General features: G+C 62.8%; 16 protein-coding genes and 2 pseudogenes. 9 read left to right on the forward strand and 9 right to left on the reverse strand.

Annotation, left to right across the window (positions count from 1 at the left end; translation table 11 throughout):
* Nucleotides 1-10: 10 nt before the first annotated feature.
* Nucleotides 11-2,839: a TonB-dependent receptor plug domain-containing protein gene (locus tag G545_RS0101505; protein WP_027068850.1), complete on the reverse strand. Its 2,829-nt coding sequence runs from the start codon at nucleotides 2,837-2,839 to the stop codon at nucleotides 11-13.
* Between the two features lie 246 nt (nucleotides 2,840-3,085).
* A complete protein-coding gene (locus G545_RS0101510; protein WP_027068851.1) occupies nucleotides 3,086-3,670 on the reverse strand; it encodes a DNA-3-methyladenine glycosylase in 585 nt (194 codons plus the stop codon).
* Nucleotides 3,671-3,783: 113 nt separating this feature from the next.
* Here G545_RS0101510 and G545_RS0101515 point away from each other — a divergent pair, with 113 nt between their 5' ends.
* On the forward strand, nucleotides 3,784-4,224 hold the full coding sequence (locus G545_RS0101515; protein ID WP_027068852.1) for a DUF4124 domain-containing protein: 441 nt from the start codon (nucleotides 3,784-3,786) through the stop codon (nucleotides 4,222-4,224).
* Nucleotides 4,225-4,355: 131 nt separating this feature from the next.
* Here the strand turns inward: G545_RS0101515 and G545_RS15525 are convergent, their stop codons facing one another.
* The 6 genes from G545_RS15525 to G545_RS15535 all read right to left on the reverse strand — a co-directional run bounded on the left by G545_RS15525 (nucleotide 4,356) and on the right by G545_RS15535 (nucleotide 10,556).
* The gene (locus G545_RS15525; RefSeq protein ID WP_154656478.1) at nucleotides 4,356-5,810 is read right to left on the reverse strand and encodes a TniQ family protein; all 1,455 of its coding nucleotides are present in this window, start codon (nucleotides 5,808-5,810) and stop codon (nucleotides 4,356-4,358) included.
* Nucleotides 5,810-6,796 carry an ATP-binding protein gene (locus G545_RS0101520; protein WP_231553147.1) on the reverse strand — a complete coding sequence of 329 codons (987 nt, stop codon included), beginning with the start codon at nucleotides 6,794-6,796 and terminating at the stop codon, nucleotides 5,810-5,812. Before G545_RS0101520 ends, G545_RS15525 begins: the two co-directional genes overlap by 1 nt.
* A gap of 91 nt (nucleotides 6,797-6,887) precedes the next feature.
* The gene (locus tag G545_RS0101525; protein ID WP_036135782.1) at nucleotides 6,888-8,768 is read right to left on the reverse strand and encodes a hypothetical protein; all 1,881 of its coding nucleotides are present in this window, start codon (nucleotides 8,766-8,768) and stop codon (nucleotides 6,888-6,890) included.
* On the reverse strand, nucleotides 8,758-9,489 hold the full coding sequence (locus G545_RS0101530; RefSeq protein ID WP_027068855.1) for a hypothetical protein: 732 nt from the start codon (nucleotides 9,487-9,489) through the stop codon (nucleotides 8,758-8,760). Before G545_RS0101530 ends, G545_RS0101525 begins: the two co-directional genes overlap by 11 nt.
* Before the next feature lie 204 nt (nucleotides 9,490-9,693).
* Nucleotides 9,694-9,846, reverse strand: coding sequence for a hypothetical protein (locus tag G545_RS15530; protein WP_154656479.1), 153 nt, complete (start codon nucleotides 9,844-9,846; stop codon nucleotides 9,694-9,696).
* Between the two features lie 329 nt (nucleotides 9,847-10,175).
* Nucleotides 10,176-10,556, reverse strand: a complete 381-nt coding sequence (locus G545_RS15535) for a hypothetical protein (RefSeq protein WP_154656480.1) — start codon at nucleotides 10,554-10,556, stop codon at nucleotides 10,176-10,178.
* Between the two features lie 53 nt (nucleotides 10,557-10,609).
* Here G545_RS15535 and G545_RS0101540 point away from each other — a divergent pair, with 53 nt between their 5' ends.
* The 6 genes and pseudogenes from G545_RS0101540 (at nucleotide 10,610) to G545_RS16015 (ending at nucleotide 13,810) form a co-directional block, all read left to right on the forward strand.
* Nucleotides 10,610-11,626 carry a hypothetical protein gene (locus tag G545_RS0101540; RefSeq protein WP_154656481.1) on the forward strand — a complete coding sequence of 339 codons (1,017 nt, stop codon included), beginning with the start codon at nucleotides 10,610-10,612 and terminating at the stop codon, nucleotides 11,624-11,626.
* 186 nt (nucleotides 11,627-11,812) lie between these two features.
* Nucleotides 11,813-11,923 (forward strand): annotated as a pseudogene (locus tag G545_RS16095) (undecaprenyl-diphosphate phosphatase); the annotation flags it as partial.
* Between the two features lie 114 nt (nucleotides 11,924-12,037).
* Nucleotides 12,038-12,244 carry a DUF1153 domain-containing protein gene (locus G545_RS13155; protein ID WP_231553148.1) on the forward strand — a complete coding sequence of 69 codons (207 nt, stop codon included), beginning with the start codon at nucleotides 12,038-12,040 and terminating at the stop codon, nucleotides 12,242-12,244.
* A gap of 150 nt (nucleotides 12,245-12,394) precedes the next feature.
* Entirely contained in the window at nucleotides 12,395-12,637 is a 243-nt protein-coding gene (locus G545_RS15710; RefSeq protein WP_156112227.1) for a hypothetical protein, read from the forward strand.
* A gap of 828 nt (nucleotides 12,638-13,465) precedes the next feature.
* A pseudogene (locus tag G545_RS15885) lies at nucleotides 13,466-13,675 on the forward strand (helix-turn-helix domain-containing protein); the annotation flags it as partial.
* A 6-nt stretch (nucleotides 13,676-13,681) separates the two neighbouring features.
* Nucleotides 13,682-13,810, forward strand: coding sequence for a hypothetical protein (locus G545_RS16015; RefSeq protein WP_280513373.1), 129 nt, complete (start codon nucleotides 13,682-13,684; stop codon nucleotides 13,808-13,810).
* A gap of 350 nt (nucleotides 13,811-14,160) precedes the next feature.
* Here the strand turns inward: G545_RS16015 and G545_RS0101555 are convergent, their stop codons facing one another.
* Nucleotides 14,161-15,084 (reverse strand): SOS response-associated peptidase family protein, encoded by a 924-nt coding sequence (locus G545_RS0101555; RefSeq protein WP_027068858.1) that lies wholly within the window; start codon nucleotides 15,082-15,084, stop codon nucleotides 14,161-14,163.
* An 828-nt stretch (nucleotides 15,085-15,912) separates the two neighbouring features.
* Here G545_RS0101555 and G545_RS0101560 point away from each other — a divergent pair.
* Both G545_RS0101560 and G545_RS15540 read left to right on the forward strand, forming a co-directional pair.
* The gene (locus tag G545_RS0101560; protein WP_036135786.1) at nucleotides 15,913-16,299 is read left to right on the forward strand and encodes an MbcA/ParS/Xre antitoxin family protein; all 387 of its coding nucleotides are present in this window, start codon (nucleotides 15,913-15,915) and stop codon (nucleotides 16,297-16,299) included.
* A 71-nt stretch (nucleotides 16,300-16,370) separates the two neighbouring features.
* Nucleotides 16,371-16,796 carry a hypothetical protein gene (locus tag G545_RS15540; protein ID WP_154656482.1) on the forward strand — a complete coding sequence of 142 codons (426 nt, stop codon included), beginning with the start codon at nucleotides 16,371-16,373 and terminating at the stop codon, nucleotides 16,794-16,796.
* The last annotated feature ends 57 nt before the right edge of the window (nucleotides 16,797-16,853 follow it).

Here is a 16,853-nt window from a genome sequence, read left to right on the forward strand (position 1 = left end):
TACCGCTGGATCAGAAGGTGTACTTCGCCTCCAGGTACATCGCCCGGCCGAACACGTCGTACAGGTAGTTGTTGTACGGGGTGCTCGAGGTGCCCGGGTAGTTCGAGGCCTGGTCGTCCGGCATCTCGTTGAGGACGTTGTTGACCATCATCGACAGCTGTAGGTCGTCGGTGGCGCGGTAGTTCAGGCTCAGGTTGTAGGTCGTGTAGGCATCCCACTTCCCGGCACTGGCACCGGACTCGTGCACGTAGTCGTAGCCGCCGCCGGCGTAGGCCAGGTAGTTCGGCGTCTCGCCGATGCGGTTGGCGTACACGGTGGTGGTCCACGCGTCCTTCGCCCAGGACACCGACACGTCGGTGCGGGTCTTGGCGTAGGCGTCGTAGATCCACATGTAGTACGGATCACGCAGCAGGTCGATCGCCTCGTCGCCCGGGGTCGGGGTGACGGTGTGCTCGAGGTTGTTGGTGTAGTTGGCCGCGAACGCCAGGCTGCCGAAACGGCCGATGTCGAGCAGGTAGTTCGCGCCGACGGTCACCACTTCCAGGTCCTGCTTGGCGACGTTCACCTTGGGGGTGAAGATCGACACCAGGCCACCGTTCGCGTCACGCTGGATCCAGTCCAGGGCGTTGTCGCAGCTGGTGATCGGCGAGCCCGAGGCACCCGTGCGGCAGAAGTACTCGGTCAGCAGCAGCTGGTCGGCACTGATCTGGTCGACTTCGTTCTCGATCTTCCAGTTGAAGTAGTCGGCGGTCAGCGAGAAGTTCTGGGTCGGGGCCCAGACGAAGCCGGCGCTCCACACGTCCGCGTCGATCGGCTCCAGGTCCGGGTTGCCGGCCTGCGAACCCTGGTACTGCGCGCTGTCCCAGGTGCAGCCCTCGGTGTCGGCCGGATCGAAGCCTTCCAGCGAGCAGCGGTAGTAGTCGGTGTTGCGCGAGTAGTAGCCGCTCACGCCCTGGTTGGTGTCGGCCAGCGTCGGCGCGCGGAAGGCGGTGCCGTACTTGCCCCGCAGCAGCAGGGTGTCGGTCGGGCGGTACTCGACGCCCAGGCTGTAGGTCGGGCTGTCAGTGGTGTTGCCGTCCAGGTCGAACGCGTCGTAGCGCGCCGAGGCCGTCACGGTCAGCTGCTCCAGCAGCGGCATGCGCAGCTCGCTGGTCACCGCGTAGCGGCTGCGGTGTCCGTCGCCGTTGACCGAGGTGGTGCCCCAGACGCCGCCGTCGAGCAGGCGCTGGTCCGGGTTGTACTCCCAGCCCTCGTTGCCGACTTCGGCCACCACCGCGAAGCCCGCATCACCGCCCGGCAGCGAGAACAGCGCCCCGTTGGTGAACTGCGCGCGCAGCAGGTTGTCCCAGGTCCGCGCCTCGGACGTGGTGTAGCCGGTGAAGGCGGCGAAGTCCGCCGGCGAGATCGGCTGGTAGAAGGCCGCGTAGTCCGGGCGGAAGACCGGGTAGGCGTTGTAGATCGGATCCAGGCCCAGCTCCGGACCGAGCACGTTCTCGCTGAAGTACTGCTCGATCGGATCGGCCCAGCGCTGCCAGCCGCGCTCGTTCAGCTTGTACTCGTTGCGCGAGGCGAACACGTTGTAGTCCCAGTCGCCCAGGTAGCCGTTGGCACCGAAGGTGACCGTGTAGGACTTGTTGCGGTCGGTGTTCATGATGTCCTGGTAGCCCAGCCCGCCGATGTCCTCGGGAGCGAAGGAGCGCTGCAGGTTCACCAGGGCGCCGAGGTCCGGATCGTAGTAGGCACCGTAGTTGGAGCTGGTGCCCCACCAGGTGTAGTTGGAGCCGGTGGCGTACTCCACGTCCTCGTAGTTGCCCATCAACTCGGCGTACAGCTGCACGCTGTCGTTGAGGTCGAAGGTCGTGTACGAGTACAGCTGGGTGCTCGACTTGCCGTTGCGCAGGGTGCGGTAGCCCGGCGACTCGAACGAGCCGCAGTACTCGCCGTAGCCCGGGCGGTTCCAGCGCTGGGTGGTGCCGCCGAAGTTGCCGGTCACGTTGGAGCAGTTGGCCGGATCGGTGAAGTAGTACGAGCTGTCGAGCGCGTCGATGACGACGAAGTCACGGCTCGGGTGCGCCGCGCTGTAGCCGTCGTTGTTGTACGAATCGGTGAGGTCGCGCTGGTGCCCCCAGATCGGGTCGCGCTCGTCGTACTGGATGCCGAACAGGGTGTTCAGGCGCCCGTCGGCGCTGGAGATGCTGTCGGCGAAGGTGAAGCGGACGCTGTCACCGCCGCCCTCGCTGAACCAGCCGCCGCGGATCGACAGCTCGGCCTGGTCGAGGTTCTTCTTGAGGATCACGTTCACCACGCCGGCGATCGCGTCCGAACCGTACAGGGAGGACTGGCCGCCCGGCAGGATCTCGATGCGGTCGACCAGCGCGACCGGGATGCCGCTGATGTTGTTGAACACGTCCGAGCCGTTGTACAGCGCGGGGTAGTTCGCCATCGGGCGGCCGTTGATCAGGTACTTGGTGTAGCCCGGGTCGAGGCCGAACATGTTCGACGCCTCGGCGCCCTGCGTGAACGAGGCCGAGGTCTGGCCGCCCTGCACGCCACCGGTGGAGAAGGTGGACTGCTGCAGGACGTCGGCGACGCTCTGGAAGCCACGCATCTGGATGTCTTCGGCCGACACCACGGTGACCGGGGTGAAGGTCTCGACCTCGGTGACCGGGATCAGCGAGCCGGTGACCGTCACGGTGTCCAGGTTCTTCGCATCCGCCTGGTCGGCGGGGGCGGCGGCGTCCTGCGCGAAGGCGAGGCCGGCGACGGGGGTGATGAGCACCGACAGCAACGCGGCACTCAGACGGCTGCGCTGCAGCCGGCGGGTGTTGTTGGGGGACATGTGGATCCTGTTCTTGGGGGAGAAAACAGGCGCCGGTGTACCGGGCGCCACAAGCAATTGCAGTCGTACAGCCAGCCCCACGCGGATGCGCCAGGGGCCACTGCGGTTATAACAACCGGGGCATACGCATGGGTGTGCTACGGGCGGATTACACCGTTGCTGCCAACACATGACGACAGTCAGGACCGGATCCGCAAGCAACAAAGCAGCTCCCGGGGCGGCGTTGCCGGGGCGCCCCGGTCCTGGCTAGCGCCTGGACACGTACGGGCTGTCGGCCACGTACCAGCGCCACGGAACTTCCACCGCGCGGCTGATCCCGATCCGGGTCGTGGCCACGGGGCGGGCAGGGGGCGGGGTCCCGTCATCGAGGATGCGGAACGGCCCGGCGACGAGGTCGGTACCGTCGGCCGCGCCGTCGATGCCCAGCGCCTGGGCCAGCCGCGCCGGACCGCGGCACAGGTCCCGGTCACTACGAGCCGCTGGACGCGCCAGGCGCATGCGTTCCAGTCCGGCGACCGGCTCGAGCGCGCGCAGCAGCACGGCCGTCCCGTCCCCGCTTTCCCCGCACACTGCGTTCGCGCACCAGTGCATGCCGTAGGTGAAGTACACATAGAGGTGTCCGGCAGGCCCGAACATTGTCGCGTTGCGGGCCGTCCTGCCACGGAACGCGTGGGAGGCCGGATCGTCGCCCGCGTATGCCTCGACCTCCACGATCCGCCCGGCACGTCCGTCCGGACCGGCCAGCAATTTGTTGAGCAGCAAGGGCGCGAGCAGGTCGGCCGGCGCCTGGTAGAAATCCCGCGGCAGCGGGACCGCGGCAGGAAGGTCCATGCCACTTCTTGTAGCAGCGGATCCAGGAAGCCTCCGTCGAGGCGGCAATTTCCTACAGGCTTGGTCCTCCGGCGGCCGTAGCGTGTAGCGATTCCGACAAGGAGGGATCGCGAATGCGCGCAAGGACGCTCGCCATCATCGCCATGCTGGGCCTGGCCGGCACCACGGCAGCCGGAGAGAGGCTCGTCTACCGATGCAAGGACGCCGCGAGCGGCCATCTCAGCTTCCAGTCGCAGCCGTGCGGCCGCGGCCAGGTGCAGGAAGCCACCTACGATGCGACGCCGGACGAAGTCTCGGCCAAGCCGCATGCGGACCGGGAGTCGCGCAGTTCGCCAGCGTCGGTGCCGCGAGGCGCGGGACGCGGCAGCAGGACCAGCAGGCCCAGGTCACGCGCGGTTGCCGCGGTGATCGGCAGCAGCGCCAAGTGCAAGCGCGAGCGCGCCGCGCGGGACAAGGCGTACCGGACGGACTTCAAGATGGGGTACCGCGAGCGGCAGATGTCTGACGACAAGGAACCGCCGCGATCATATGTCATTGATATTGCAGGGAAATAGCTGGTCACCGGGGTGATATGTAGGCCGATGTACGCGCCAACAAAGCGCCCCCAAGTCGACATACTTCCAACACTTTGCCCTGTTTTCGGCGAATCCGCCGACAAGATGCCGCCGAGTCCTCTGACCACCGACTACCGGGCTTTTCTCGGCGGTTTAGTGTTGCGACGCAATCGCCGCTCTCTTCGTGGCGATGGCGGCGTCTGCGGCTCAGGGGCTGTCGGAAGTGGACGGACCCGTGGAGGATCACTCGACTGCCAAGCTACGCGAATCGCACGAAGTTGACCTGCACCGCCGCTTACCTCGATCACCGGCCGCGACCATTTGTGATTGGCCGGCCAAGGCTGGCTCAATAGCCGGCGGAGCACCGCTTCTAAGCCTTGGGCGTACCCTCGAATAAGCAGCGCTTCCAGGGCAGCACCTAGTCGAGTACGTCCCGAGATCGTATCGATTGCAGCTGACTGTTTGGCTTGCCACGACCGATCTGATTCCGAAGAGCTGATGTCAGCGATGTGGCTTGCTACGACGTCAACGAGGGAGCCGCAAATCTGCAAGATTCGAGAGTCGACCGCTGCCAGGTTGAGCCAGATCGAACCCTCCATGCCCTCACAGTAGGGCTCCAGGAAGAAGTCCGTGCGGTCGCTCGCCAGGCCGGGAATGGCAGCACCGGACACCGCGTCGGAGGCATCTTGCGGCAGGAGGGAGGCGACGGTTACACGCGTGGTGTCCGTCAGCGGCTTCAGAACGGTCCTTGGCAAAGAAGTGTAGGTGACCGGGCGGGAGCCGGTCCCCAACAAACACCATCCCCAAAAAGCGCGTTCAGGAGGCTCCGCATCGTCATCCTCAAACACCTGGACCTCGATATCTATCTTGGACCGTCGGTTCATCATCTGACGGGGCGGCTGTGCCAACGCGGCAAAACCGGCATCCCACTCGCCGCACGGCACTCCCATCGGCACAACCAGATGGCGTGATTCGCGCTCCGTGTTGGCCCAAGTCAAATAGCTGGTTAGCCAAGCATTGGCCGTATCCGTCGGGAAATCCCACATCCGAACCGAAGCCCTGTCATCCATGGAATCGTGCCCACACTCGCATCGTCCCAGATAGCCACCTGCGTCAAACCGGCCATACGTCGGCTGACGGCACTTTGTGCATTTGGCGCTCAACGAACACCCATGCCATGGGCAGTGATCAATCGATGGCAGCTGGAACAACATGCAGTGATAGCCAAATCGGGCACAGAGCGGACAGTTCCGCACGGGATATTCCTGGCGTGTGAACACCCTCTGCGTACGCAGGGGGCTCCAGGCTTCTTCGCTCCAGAAGTGCAGCAATGGCGTCCCTTGAAGATCCAGCGCTGTTTCCAATCGGGCGCGACTTGCGGTCTCGCGCCGCGTTACGGTCAGCACGTCCAATGTCTGGTGCATTCGGATGCCCAGCGTCGAGAAGATCTGCCGGGGTTCGATGGACGTCAGTCGGGTAACGCGAAGCACGAGCCCGTACCCCGACAGATAAGGGAACGGTTCGAGCTCTGCGCCCGGCAAGTCGCACTCGCATGACCGGTTTCCGAGAATGGTTTGCCAGGACATCAGGCAACCTCCCTCGGAAGAATCAGATTGGCTCGAACGTACTCCAGACGAAGGTAACCAGTGGCGACCAACGCTTCGCGCACATGCTCTTTGGTAAATTGCTCAAAATTAGGGTCGCGGCCTGCGATGTTCGTCAACAGGTAGCGCACCGTATGCGTGAAGGTCTGCATGGGCCACCCTTCGGTGGCATTCATCCCAGCCTCCAATCGCAAAGCGTTCACGCCATCCATGAGCAGCTGCGCTTGCTGCGCAAGGGTCCAACCACCATCGAACGCATTACGGGCAAAGTAACGCGAGAACGGCATGTCCGATGTCGGCCAGCATGCCTCGGTGTCGTACCGCGATAACGCATGCATGACCTCTGCCGTGCCCATCAGTGGCTGGAAGGCATGCGTAGCCATGAACCACCGCCGTACCATGTGTGACGGATAGTCGGACCAATCGTCACTCACTTCGATGCCGGTCGCGTCGCTCTGACGAACAAACACCAGAAACAAGCGCAGCTGTGCATCGGTAAGCTGTTCGTCGACGTCCGCAAGGAACTCGTACTCTGCGCGGGTGATTCGTTGGGCGCAGTCGATGAACATGACCATCAGCGACTGCCGCGCTTGTCCACATCGCGTCTTCACGAAGTTGACGAAGCGCTCTTTGCCTCGCTTCGGTGACAGCCGATCGGTGTTGCTGATCTTCAATCCATTGCATACGGCGGTGAAGAAGGCGCCATCGCTGCGGCGAACGCCGCTGGGCATGATGAACCGGGATGCCACGCCAATCGGTTCCTCATCTTCGTCGACCAACCATTGCGCACAATGATCGGTGAGGTACAGCACGGCACTGCTCTTGCCGAGCCCGCCGCCACCATAGAGGGAGCAGCCGTGAAGATCATTCTCAACACCTTGCAATATGAAGTTGGCGGCCGTTTCTATGGGCTTGGTCGAGAATTGATAGCCATTGGGCGTGAAAATCAGATGTCTGTCGCTGTTCAAAAGGGTGTCCTCGATTGAGAGCGCGCGTACGCGTACCAGTCGCGTCAGTCGATATCCGCGACGGCAGGCGCCTAGAACTCGTAATGATCTATTATCGGAAGCGCTTACGGTCCAATGAGACCCAGCCCCGGCGAGGCGCTCGGATCTCGGTGTCCATCAACGCCATTGGTTTCTGGGGTGGCACCTGCAGCGTTGGATGCTGCTGCTGGAGACGTGCGAGCTGATCCACTGCCTGCTGAGAGCTCGTCGCGTTAGCGCGGAGGAATGCCATGTACGCCTGAATGGCACATTCCACCCCGACGAGCTTCAAGCCACCTGGCTGCTTCGACCACTGATGCACAAGCTTGCGTGTGGTTTCGTCGTGGCGGGTGTGCGCCCATGGCGCCGCCGCCCGGAGCACACCGACGGGCTTCGTGGCAGTCTGGTAGAGCACCATCGTGCGCAGGTCGTTGCGGTAGATGCGGGCGTAAAGGGGCTTTCCGACCAGCTCCCAACGGTTGTCGAGTTCTGCACTGCGATACTTCACGTATAGGTAATTGACGTGAGGCATCACTTTGTCTTTGTAGTTGCCCTTGATGGTCACGGGTATCAAGACACTGCCCATCTCGCGGGCCCCGAGTTCGCGATCCGCTGGCGTGTAAGACCACCCAAGCTTCTGGCTGCGCATCTGCAAGTATTGCAGCGGGCTCAAGGACCCCAGTGCGGGATGAGGCGTGGCGTTGTAGTTCGCCACAATCACGTCAACGAGTTCCTCCAGAAGGTGCAACTGAACCGGGTGGTCCTCCGGGGAGAAGCCACTGATGCTGACTTTGTCATCTCCCAGTCTCGTAGCCGGCTCGAATCCGCCGGCGATCATGCGCAAGGCGCCCTGTTCAAGTCTCGAGAACAACTGCTCGACGACGGGACGCGAACGCGGCTGATGTGGTCGGCCCAGCAGCAACACACCGTCATGGGCGCGGCAGAATGCCTGTTCCAAATCGAGGGCATGGTGCGATTTGGCGTTGTCCATGGCCACACAGCGTGAGCGCAATGCGCCGGCGATCCCCGGCAATCCCGCAGGCATGCCTGCGCCTGGCGCGTACTCGAGTCCTGGAATCGTCAACTCACGCCGCTGCCACGGTTGGAGACCGCGCGCGAGGCAGTCGGCAACGTCATGATTGTTGGAGGCACGGCCTACCCGTAAGAGCCACGACACAATCGCTCGCGACTCAACCTCGGCCTCGGCCAAGAGCCACAGCATCGTTATCTTTTTCTTAGCAATGCCGCCATTGGGCAGCGCCACGCCCATGACCGCTTCGACGTCGATGCGGTGCTCGTCGAACTCGGTGCGGTCAAAAATGTGTCCGCGAAATGCGTCCCAAAGCGATGAGGGTGCAGTCGGCTCATCACTCAACACATCGGTTACGTCATACCCTTCGACTTCAATCCGTTGCCGACGGAGGTAGCGCAGGAGGGCGCGTCGCCCTTGGTCATCGGTGTTGAGAGGATAGTACTGCGACAGATCCAAACGCTTGAGCTCAGCTACGACCTTGTCGTGCAGGCGCCCGAAACTCTTTGGTGGCGGTCCTGGTGGCAGGGGATGCCGATACGCCTCCACCCACTCCGCGATTTTCGGTTGACACCGCAGCATCACGGACATCGCATGTGGCCCTGCTCGACGGGGCATAGTCGGGGTGTGCTGCGGCTCGGCGGCGCAATACGTGCCCCAGGGCACACAAACGCGATACCCGAATGGCCGCCCGTCCGGCGCGATCTTGGGGGCCCGAATCGCCATGGCCTTGAGACGCTTTCGGCACAAATGGTTGGCGTCGGCAGCCCCGGTCAGTGTCGACGTGCCGGTGAGAACCGCAGTCAGCGCCGCTACTGCATTTTGATAGCGCACCCTCAGCTCATCTTTCAAATGATTCACCGAGGGTCGAAACCAATCTTCGAGTTCGTCCGGATCAAAAACCTGCAGAGAATTACGTGGCATGATTCACCTCCAGCAGTGAGTCTTCGCAGAACCCAGCCGGCTCGATAATTCGAAGTGCGCCTTGGTGGATCATTGCAGCCACGACCGCAGCGACCTGGTCAGCGGTGAAGCGTTCGGTGAATTGCTGCGTCAGAGCTCGGAGGGTCGAGCGGGGAGTCAGTGCCAAAGCCGCATCAATGCCGGCACGCACCAGCACACGGTTGATCAAGCGGCAGTGATGCTGGACGTGGGGAAGCAGCTGCCAATAGGCACCGCGTTCGGCGGAGGAACAGAGCAGTTCGCGTTCAGTGACATACTGCAACTCAATTCCGTGGCGATGAGCCGCTGCATCGAGCAGATCCCGATTGCGTATCGACACGGTGCCGCTGGTGCTCCCAGTGGTGCCGCTAGCCGGGATCGCCAGATAGTAGCGTTCGTGCCCATCGTGCCCGCGGGCCCAGAAGGTCACGTCGATCTGCTGTTTGACAGTGAGCGCAATGCGGCGAGGCCGTTCGACGAAGCGCGCGACCGTCGGATCGAACTCCAGCCGAAGACCCAACGCGATACTGACGGCATCGGCCAGGGTCACGATCCGGCCGTTGCGCGGCGAGTGGTAGATCAGCACCTCGCGACGGGTGCGTTCGGACCGCGAAAGCCGCCGCGGCTGGTAGGGGAGGGACTTGTCGACATAATGGGAAGTGATCGCCGGGTGGGCGAAAGTAGCGGCAGTGCCGGCGCTCATCACGACACCTCCGTACGGCATGGACATGTGAGCACAGCCGGTCGTACTGCCGGGGCGCTGCGGCCCCAGACATCGTTTGAGATCCTCATTTCAGGCTCCTGACGTCATGGCATAGCCGGTCGCACCGGCGCACCAGCACTGGGAAGACCAGCATCCTTGGCCCGCAACGTGCGCAGCTAGGACGCGCGTTTCGCCGGCTGCTTGTCAGCTGGCGATGTCGATCGGGCGAATGGAGAAGCTCAGGATCGCGCGGCTGTGGCGGTCGATTCGCCACTCGAGCATGAATTGCCGGTGACCGATTGGGGCGTGCTCAAGCACGATCCGCACGTGGTCGACATCAAGCCCCTCGAACCTCATCGGTCGCTCGCAAGGCTCGTCGTCACAAGTGTGTTTCGGGCAGAAATTGGAAGAAAGCAGGTGCCTCGAGCCGGCGTCGACCGGCTCGTGCGGAAAAGTCGTCATAGGTGTCTCTCGGTCTGTTAGTGAGGTCCCACTAGGGGAGTTGCATAGCGCGACCAAGAGCGGTAGCCTTCGGATTGCGAGGCCCACTGGCGAAACCGCACCCCCCCCGTTGCTGCGGGGGGTTTTTTATTGGTCGTTTCAAGCTGGGTTATAGCCTCCTGGATTGGGTGTAAGGGAAGCCGGGCCGGACGGGGTGCCGCCCGGAACGGGCGCACGTTCTGAATTCAGGACGTGCCGAGGGAGTCAAGCCAGGTCGCAACATCACGCGTACGAGCGAACCAGCCCGGTCGGCCCGGAACACGGACCACCGCTACAGGCAGGCGCCCGGCCGCAGCAGCTCTGCGGAAGGCACGATCGCTGCCGAACTTGAATAGCTGAATCAAATCGCCACCGGCCATCAGCTCGCCATGCCGCGCCAGCAGCATGTGAAGCCTCTCGCTGCCGACCTCTGGGTCGGCCAGCTTTGGACGGGAAGGATCCAGGACGTCCATTTTCGGTCGTTTTTGCTGCTGGACGGAGGCACCGATTTCAGCACAGGATGGACAGCCGGCAAGAAGAGCAGAATCGAATTTCACCCATGCCCCGCGGGCGTCCTTCTGGTGCATACTCAAGGGTTACCTCGTGCGCACGCGTGCGAGGTCGTTTCTGGCTGGGCGCCGTGACCCAAGCCGCCGGTCTGGATGATGTGGCGGCGCTTGCCAAGCTCCCGAAAGATCATGTGCTGCTACGCGGCGTCGGTAGGAAGGATGTTCTGGCACGTGCCGTTGCTGGCTCGGATCCAGCGCGCCTCATGGTCAATGGAGCGGAGTCGCTCTATCTGCACATCAGGGGTCGCCGTGGGTATGGGCACACTGTCGATGTGTGGGAGCACCTGATCTGGCGGCTCATTGGCAAGAGGGTTTCGGACGAAGACGTCCAGAAATGGACGCGGCAGCACCTGTCCACCTTCGGCCTCATAGAGATAACCCCCCGCGATGTGCGGAACGGCGATGAACTCGGCTTGCTGTCGGCAGAAGATGCGTACTGGGAAGATATCCAGCTCGAACTGGACCCATCGACGCTGAAGTCTCTGGATGGGTTGATGCTGCTTGCGGTGCTGTCGCGCTGCGCGCATCGACTGGGGATGACCTCGCAGGCTGCTCATGTCGACAAAGTGATGTCGTGCGTGGCGAATGATCTGAGCGCCGACTACCAGCTGAGCACGGGTGATCGTGAGGAATGGCTCTTCCTGGTCGAGAAGAGTCTCCAAGGCCCGCAATGGCCAGACCGCGTGTCACTGCAGGAGATCAAGAACGCGGCCGACGAGCTACGCTGCGATAGGGCTATGCCCATGGATACTGAGCGATCGATGGGGTCACTGGACGTGCATTGCGCGTGGATTCGTGCCGTGCGTCGCCGCGACCAGGAGCGTCGCGGACAGCTATTTCCGTATCGCGACAGATGCTCGATGTTTGGGTGGCTGGTACGCAACTGCCACGAGATCGAGGAACATGTCTCGCTGGCTCACATGTTGGCGATCGGAGTCGACGACGAGGGACCGAGCCGTCCTCCTCTCCGCATGCCGCGCAACCTCGCACGCCGCCGGCGGCGTCCGGATTATGGTGAGCGAGGCTGGGAACTATTCGGCGACCAAAGCCCCTATGACCTGATCAGGATAGAGATCATCGACGACTAGTGGATGATCAGTAGACCTAGAAGGTCACTCAGCTTCCGCGGAAGCTGCTGAGCCGAGGTGGTTACGGTCGCACCGAACCGATCGCGGCCGTATGCGTAGACAGGAGCATCCCCGTTGCCGAGCATCGCCGTAGGTCCTCCGGCGGAACGTCCAGCCCCATATCGCGCCGCTAAGTCGAGCGCATATCTCAGCTGCGAGCACTGGCTAGGGCCGCGCAGCGCGCTGTTCAACATCGCCATCCTGGCCGGCGCGATCCTGGCGGCGGTGCTGATCTACCGGCAGCGGCTGTGGCAGTTGCTGGACAGCTCCTGCGGCCCGGCCGGACGGCGACCGTGCACGGGCAGCCGCGGCGCGACTATGTGATGACCCAGTGATTTCCTGCTCAGGTGGTACGTTGCGAAGGAGCAACCCATGAGCGTGATGATGGAAGAGGAAATCAAGCGTTGGACCGCCCGACGGAAGTCGGCGCTGGTGCTGGGGATCATCCAGGGTAAGACCACGATCTCGGAGGCGAGCCGGCAGTTCGACCTGGCGCCGTCCGAGATCGAGGAGTGGAGGGACCACGCCAAGGTGGGAATGGAGAACGCGCTGCGGGCCAAAGCCCGAGGACGTGCGTGAGCAGTACGAGCGCCAGCTCAAGGACCTGCAAGAGGCCTATGGCGAGGCCATGCTGGAGCTGCGCGCGCGCAAAGAATTGCAGTCCCTGCTGGGCGAGGACGAGAGTTGATCAGCTAGATCCAGCAGGGGCTGAAGGACGACGGGTTTTACGTGTCGGTTGCCAAGCTGTGCCCCTGGTTCTGGGTGCCGCGTCGGACGGTGTATTACCCGCCGACCAAGGCGCCACCGCAGGTGCGGCCGGAATTGGCCGAACCAATCAAGAAGCTGATCGAGGAAGAGCCCTCCGTTCGGCTACCGGACGTCGCCGGGTTGCTGGGCATCGCCACGAAGCTTATCCCGTACGGCATAGTCGGTGAGATGGGGCGACTAGATGGTGTGCTGCGACGCGCCTAAAAAGAGGTGCTCTGGTCCCGGTGGTGCGGACCAGAAGTGCTGGTCTAGCGAGCACAGGTCGCGGACGAAAACGCGAGAAATGCTGCTTCTGGGAAGGCCCGGCGGCCCTCCAAAAGCCGCAGCCCAAGCGCTACCTCGCGCATAGGATGTGCGGGATTGGAGTTGCGCGAAGATGCCTTCTCGGATCCGCTCCGAGGCGCTCGTTCCCAGCCGTTGTGCTACCGATGCGCCGTGCCGAACGGCTGCCCAGGCGACATAGCGCCACTGGCCGATTGAGAGCTCAGGCTGCGAGCTGTGGTAGATGAACCCTAGATCACGCGCCCATAGCGGGTCGAAGTGGTGGCGCTGGAGTTGGACTTCGAGAAAGCTCTGCGCCTCCCAGAGCGCAAGCTCTCGCCAGACTGAGACGCGTAGATCTAGTGTTGGCTCGTCCCGGTCCAGCTGCCGTAAAAATTCTAGTAGTGCAGGCAGAACCGCTCCTTCCATGTATGCGCTCCAGGTGAAGCGCCACGGATACGCCTCTATCGGTGTGTAGTGGTACGCAGGTCCCGCGTGTGGATCTGGACCCGGCGAATCGATGAGTCCCAGGTTGCTTAGGCGTTCGATCACTTGCCAAGATGCGGCTGAGGTTGGTGCAAGCGGCACCCGCTGCTCCCTGGTCGTAAGCAGCGCCGCCAACTGCAGGCTCCCTGGGATCCCAAGATCGTCGATTGTGTCTGGCCCTGTCTGCATCGCCTAGGTCACGTTGCGGGGACACTAAGTTTAACTTAGTATCCAAGCTGCCAACACTGACGCACCCTATAGCCTTCCGTTATCAGAGGGCTGGGGATGTCTCGTCGAGACCTGAGAAGGGTCGTTGGTCTGCGCTTGAGAGAGGCAAGGTTGCGCCGTGGTCTCACCCAGGCCGAGCTCGGGCGCCAAGCGGGATTGGATCCTTCAGTTGCGAGCCCCAGGATGACCCAGTACGAGTCAGGCCAGCATCTTCCCCGTGCAGAGGTGTTAAGCCGGTTGGCATCTGTACTAGGCGTCCCCGTTTCGTACCTGATGGCAGAAGACGAAGGCTTGGCAACGTTGATCCTGAACTGGCAGGCGATGACGCCGGAGCAACGCGCAGTCTTGATTGCCGCTGCCGATCAGGTTGTTAGGGCAGGCGACACACGGCCGCCGCCGTGAGCGACCGGAGTGTGCTGCGCGACTAGAAGGTAGCCGACCGACCACCGAACTGCCCGGTACGGGTAGCTAACCACGTGCACAAGTCGACCACACATCTTCGCAGACCCCTCGAATGGGGTTCGCTGCTCGCTCGCCAGCACCGCCAGCTCCTTAACGCGGAAGGTCTCGGCTGCATTACCGCTGTGGAGCCGCGTAGGTTCAGCGCAACCGGTTATGGCCTCCCGGCCAGGCTTTCATAATTATGAAAATTCGGGCCCTTCACCATAATTGCGCGGGATCGGTCCACGGTCACGGTGAGCATCGTCGCGCCGCCATGGCCCCGCGCGCCGACATCGGGGCGGCGCGCGGGGCTACGCGGCTTCGCGATGCTCGTAATAGGGATGCTGCTTGTCATCAAGGATCGCTTGTAGCCCCGCTCGCCCTACCGGCTCCGGATCGAGCCATCGGTCAACGTGTTCCGGCTTGAGGTTGATGATCGTGCGGTCGTGCCCTGCCGCTGCGACCTCGGGCTCCGGATCATCCGTCACCGCGGCGAATGACAGAAGATCAGGTTCGACACCCTTGGGGTCCGTCCACCTTGACCACAGGCAGGCCACGAGCATCGGCTCGCCGGTGCGAGGAATGAACTCAAGGATCTTGCTCTGGCCGTCCATCTCGACGTGCTCGTAGAAGCGGTGGGCGATCATGACCGCGTGATTGCGGCCGAACAGCTCGCCCCAGAACCCCTCGAGATTGTCCCTCCGGGCGTTGTATGTCCCAGGGAACTTTCGATCATAGAAGGTGGGCTTGCCAGCAGGTCTGCACTGGTACCGCATCAGCTTCACGACCGGGCGGCCGCATTCTGATACGAGCACTGGGCAATACACGCCGGGGTAGATGCGGTGGTCCTGGTCGCTTGGCAAGCCTTTCAGCACATCCAAGCGACGCTGGGCTATAGCGACCTTGTTGGTGCCGATACGCACGTCTTCGCGTGCCTTCTTCGTGTCGCGCGCCTGCAGAGCGCGCTGCGCTTCAATCACACGCCGCCGCTGGGCGAACAGCTCCCGCGTTAGTGTGTCTTGTTCCCAAGCGTCCCACACACGGATGAGTTCCGCGACTTCGGTGGGGCCACGTTCGAGGATGTCGCGCTCCAAGGCTCGGGGCGCTTTTGGGCGCTTAGTCGCCTTTCCCTCCGGCCACCAGTACGCTTGGACGTAGCTCTCGATGTCCATGTCCGCCCCGGTTTCCCGACGAAACTTGCTGAACTCGGCTTGGACGCGGGCGGAGTAGCACATGACGGTGACGAGCGGGTGGGGGAGTCGAAGATAGCGCAAGCCACCTCACGCCCTGTGACGCCCTTGCGTACTGTAGCGCCATGCTTCCCGAAGGCTTCGAATGGCGGCCGTTTGTAACCGGACCCGCACTGTATCTGGCAGGCCGGCAGCTCGCGATTGCCAGTGCACTCCCTACTGGCTACCGGGTGGACTTCGTCTTGCGCCGAAGGAGCGAATTCTTCGACAACCTCGAGAGTGCACAGCGCTACTGCGCAGCCTGGGCGAGGAAATTGGAAGTGCGACTCAGGAAAGAGGTGGCACAGCCGATCGTTCGCGGGTGGTAGCCCTACCAGCCGGCAAGGCTTTGGCTGACTGTCAGGGGAGGACTGCTCGTCCATGCTGGACTCCCGCCGTGCAGCGCGGACCGGAGCACTAGGCCTTACATCTCTGTCGTGCCTACCGGGAAGCAACGCCGTCCTCAGGACAGCGGCGGGACTCTCAACATCAAAGCGCCATCCCCGCTCCGAGCGTGTCCAGCGGCATGGCGAAGAGCTCTAGGGTGCAGCAGCCATCCGGGCGAAAGCGCGAGTTACAGCCCCTTTGCACCACTTCTGTAATTTTCAGCCAAGGACCTCACCATCGAACCGCGAGGACGGTGCAAAGGCGCTCGTAAGTCCTTCGACGAAAGGGCGGCCGGGGTGGACCGCAGATGCGTGTACGTTGCAGCGGTACAGGATCCCGAGGCGAACCGCGCGGCGTTGCGCGGCGAGCGCAGGACCGGCCGGCCTTGCCGGAGCGGAGGCGGTCCCGTACAACTGCGGTGAACCTGACGAGTAGCCGGGCGATCTGATGGAAGCCTCTCTCCACGCCGAGCAAACCCGGAAGGATCTCGCGCGCACAGTGACCTCCCTGTTTGACAAGTGGGGGTTGGAGGGGGAGCAGCAAGCGCAGCTGCTTGGCATGCCTGGCAATGGCCCCGAGGCGTGTGCTGAGTACCGGGCTGGGCAGCAAGCACTGCCGGACGAGCCCGAGACGCTGGATCGCGTGGGCTACCTACTCGGGATCCACGCCGGCCTTCGCTTGCTGTTCCCGGAGGATGAGGCCATCCGCTTCGGGTGGGTAAAGATGCGCAACCAAAGCTTAGATGGCCGAACGCCCTTGGATGTAATGCTCAGCGAGGGGCTGGTCGGCGTTGCCCGCGTTGCCCGCCTCGTTGACTTCCAAGGAGGGCGGTGATGCGGCCCTGCGTGGCCCGCTTCCACGCCGAGGGCCGAGCGCCAACTTGCTTTCACCTTCGGGACTGACTCATGACGAACAATGAGCTCTTCGAAATAATCGCAGCGCGGATGTTTGCAAAATGCCTTGAGGCGCACCCGATAGGAGTTGATTTTGAGTTCCACGCGCTCGCATATGAAGCCACGCCGAGAAATGAAGATGGCGAACTCCAGGATAGAGCTACAGAGGTGGCCAGAAGCACGTTTAGATGGCTGGAGCGAGAAGGTTACATCTACGTTGGCCACGTCGAAGATAGCATCAGTTACGGGCTCATCAGCGCCGGTGACGTCTCGCTAACCGGACGCGCGCTCGCGATTTTGAATGCAGTGCCGGGCGTACTACAAGAACAAAGGCCAATGCGGGATCTCATTTTGGGCGCGGTTCGATCGGGAAGCGCCACTGCAATGCAGGAAGCAATCAAGCAGCTAATCGGCGCAGCGGCTGGCGCTGCGTTCTAGCGTTCCCATGTGTAACGCCGGCTCAGTCCCCTTCGGTTTCCAGAAGAATTCACGAGG

It is taken from the genome of Lysobacter defluvii IMMIB APB-9 = DSM 18482 (genome assembly GCF_000423325.1).
Lineage (GTDB): Bacteria > Pseudomonadota > Gammaproteobacteria > Xanthomonadales > Xanthomonadaceae > Novilysobacter > Novilysobacter defluvii.

What these genes read in the sequence shown, in the direction of transcription:
- G545_RS0101510 (WP_027068851.1), bottom strand. Translation starts at nt 3,670, where the DNA reads ATGGACCTTCCTGCCGCGGTCCCGCTGCCGCGGGATTTCTACCAGGCG.
- G545_RS15525 (WP_154656478.1), bottom strand. Translation starts at nt 5,810, where the DNA reads ATGTCCTGGCAAACCATTCTCGGAAACCGGTCATGCGAGTGCGACTTG.
- G545_RS13155 (WP_231553148.1), top strand. Translation starts at nt 12,038, where the DNA reads ATGAGCGTGATGATGGAAGAGGAAATCAAGCGTTGGACCGCCCGACGG.
- G545_RS0101515 (WP_027068852.1), top strand. Translation starts at nt 3,784, where the DNA reads ATGCGCGCAAGGACGCTCGCCATCATCGCCATGCTGGGCCTGGCCGGC.
- G545_RS15540 (WP_154656482.1), top strand. Translation starts at nt 16,371, where the DNA reads ATGACGAACAATGAGCTCTTCGAAATAATCGCAGCGCGGATGTTTGCA.
- G545_RS0101560 (WP_036135786.1), top strand. Translation starts at nt 15,913, where the DNA reads ATGGAAGCCTCTCTCCACGCCGAGCAAACCCGGAAGGATCTCGCGCGC.
- G545_RS16015 (WP_280513373.1), top strand. Translation starts at nt 13,682, where the DNA reads ATGGCAGAAGACGAAGGCTTGGCAACGTTGATCCTGAACTGGCAGGCG.
- G545_RS0101530 (WP_027068855.1), bottom strand. Translation starts at nt 9,489, where the DNA reads ATGAGCGCCGGCACTGCCGCTACTTTCGCCCACCCGGCGATCACTTCC.
- G545_RS0101505 (WP_027068850.1), bottom strand. Translation starts at nt 2,839, where the DNA reads ATGTCCCCCAACAACACCCGCCGGCTGCAGCGCAGCCGTCTGAGTGCC.
- G545_RS0101555 (WP_027068858.1), bottom strand. Translation starts at nt 15,084, where the DNA reads ATGTGCTACTCCGCCCGCGTCCAAGCCGAGTTCAGCAAGTTTCGTCGG.
- G545_RS15535 (WP_154656480.1), bottom strand. Translation starts at nt 10,556, where the DNA reads ATGCACCAGAAGGACGCCCGCGGGGCATGGGTGAAATTCGATTCTGCT.
- G545_RS0101525 (WP_036135782.1), bottom strand. Translation starts at nt 8,768, where the DNA reads ATGCCACGTAATTCTCTGCAGGTTTTTGATCCGGACGAACTCGAAGAT.
- G545_RS15530 (WP_154656479.1), bottom strand. Translation starts at nt 9,846, where the DNA reads ATGAGGTTCGAGGGGCTTGATGTCGACCACGTGCGGATCGTGCTTGAG.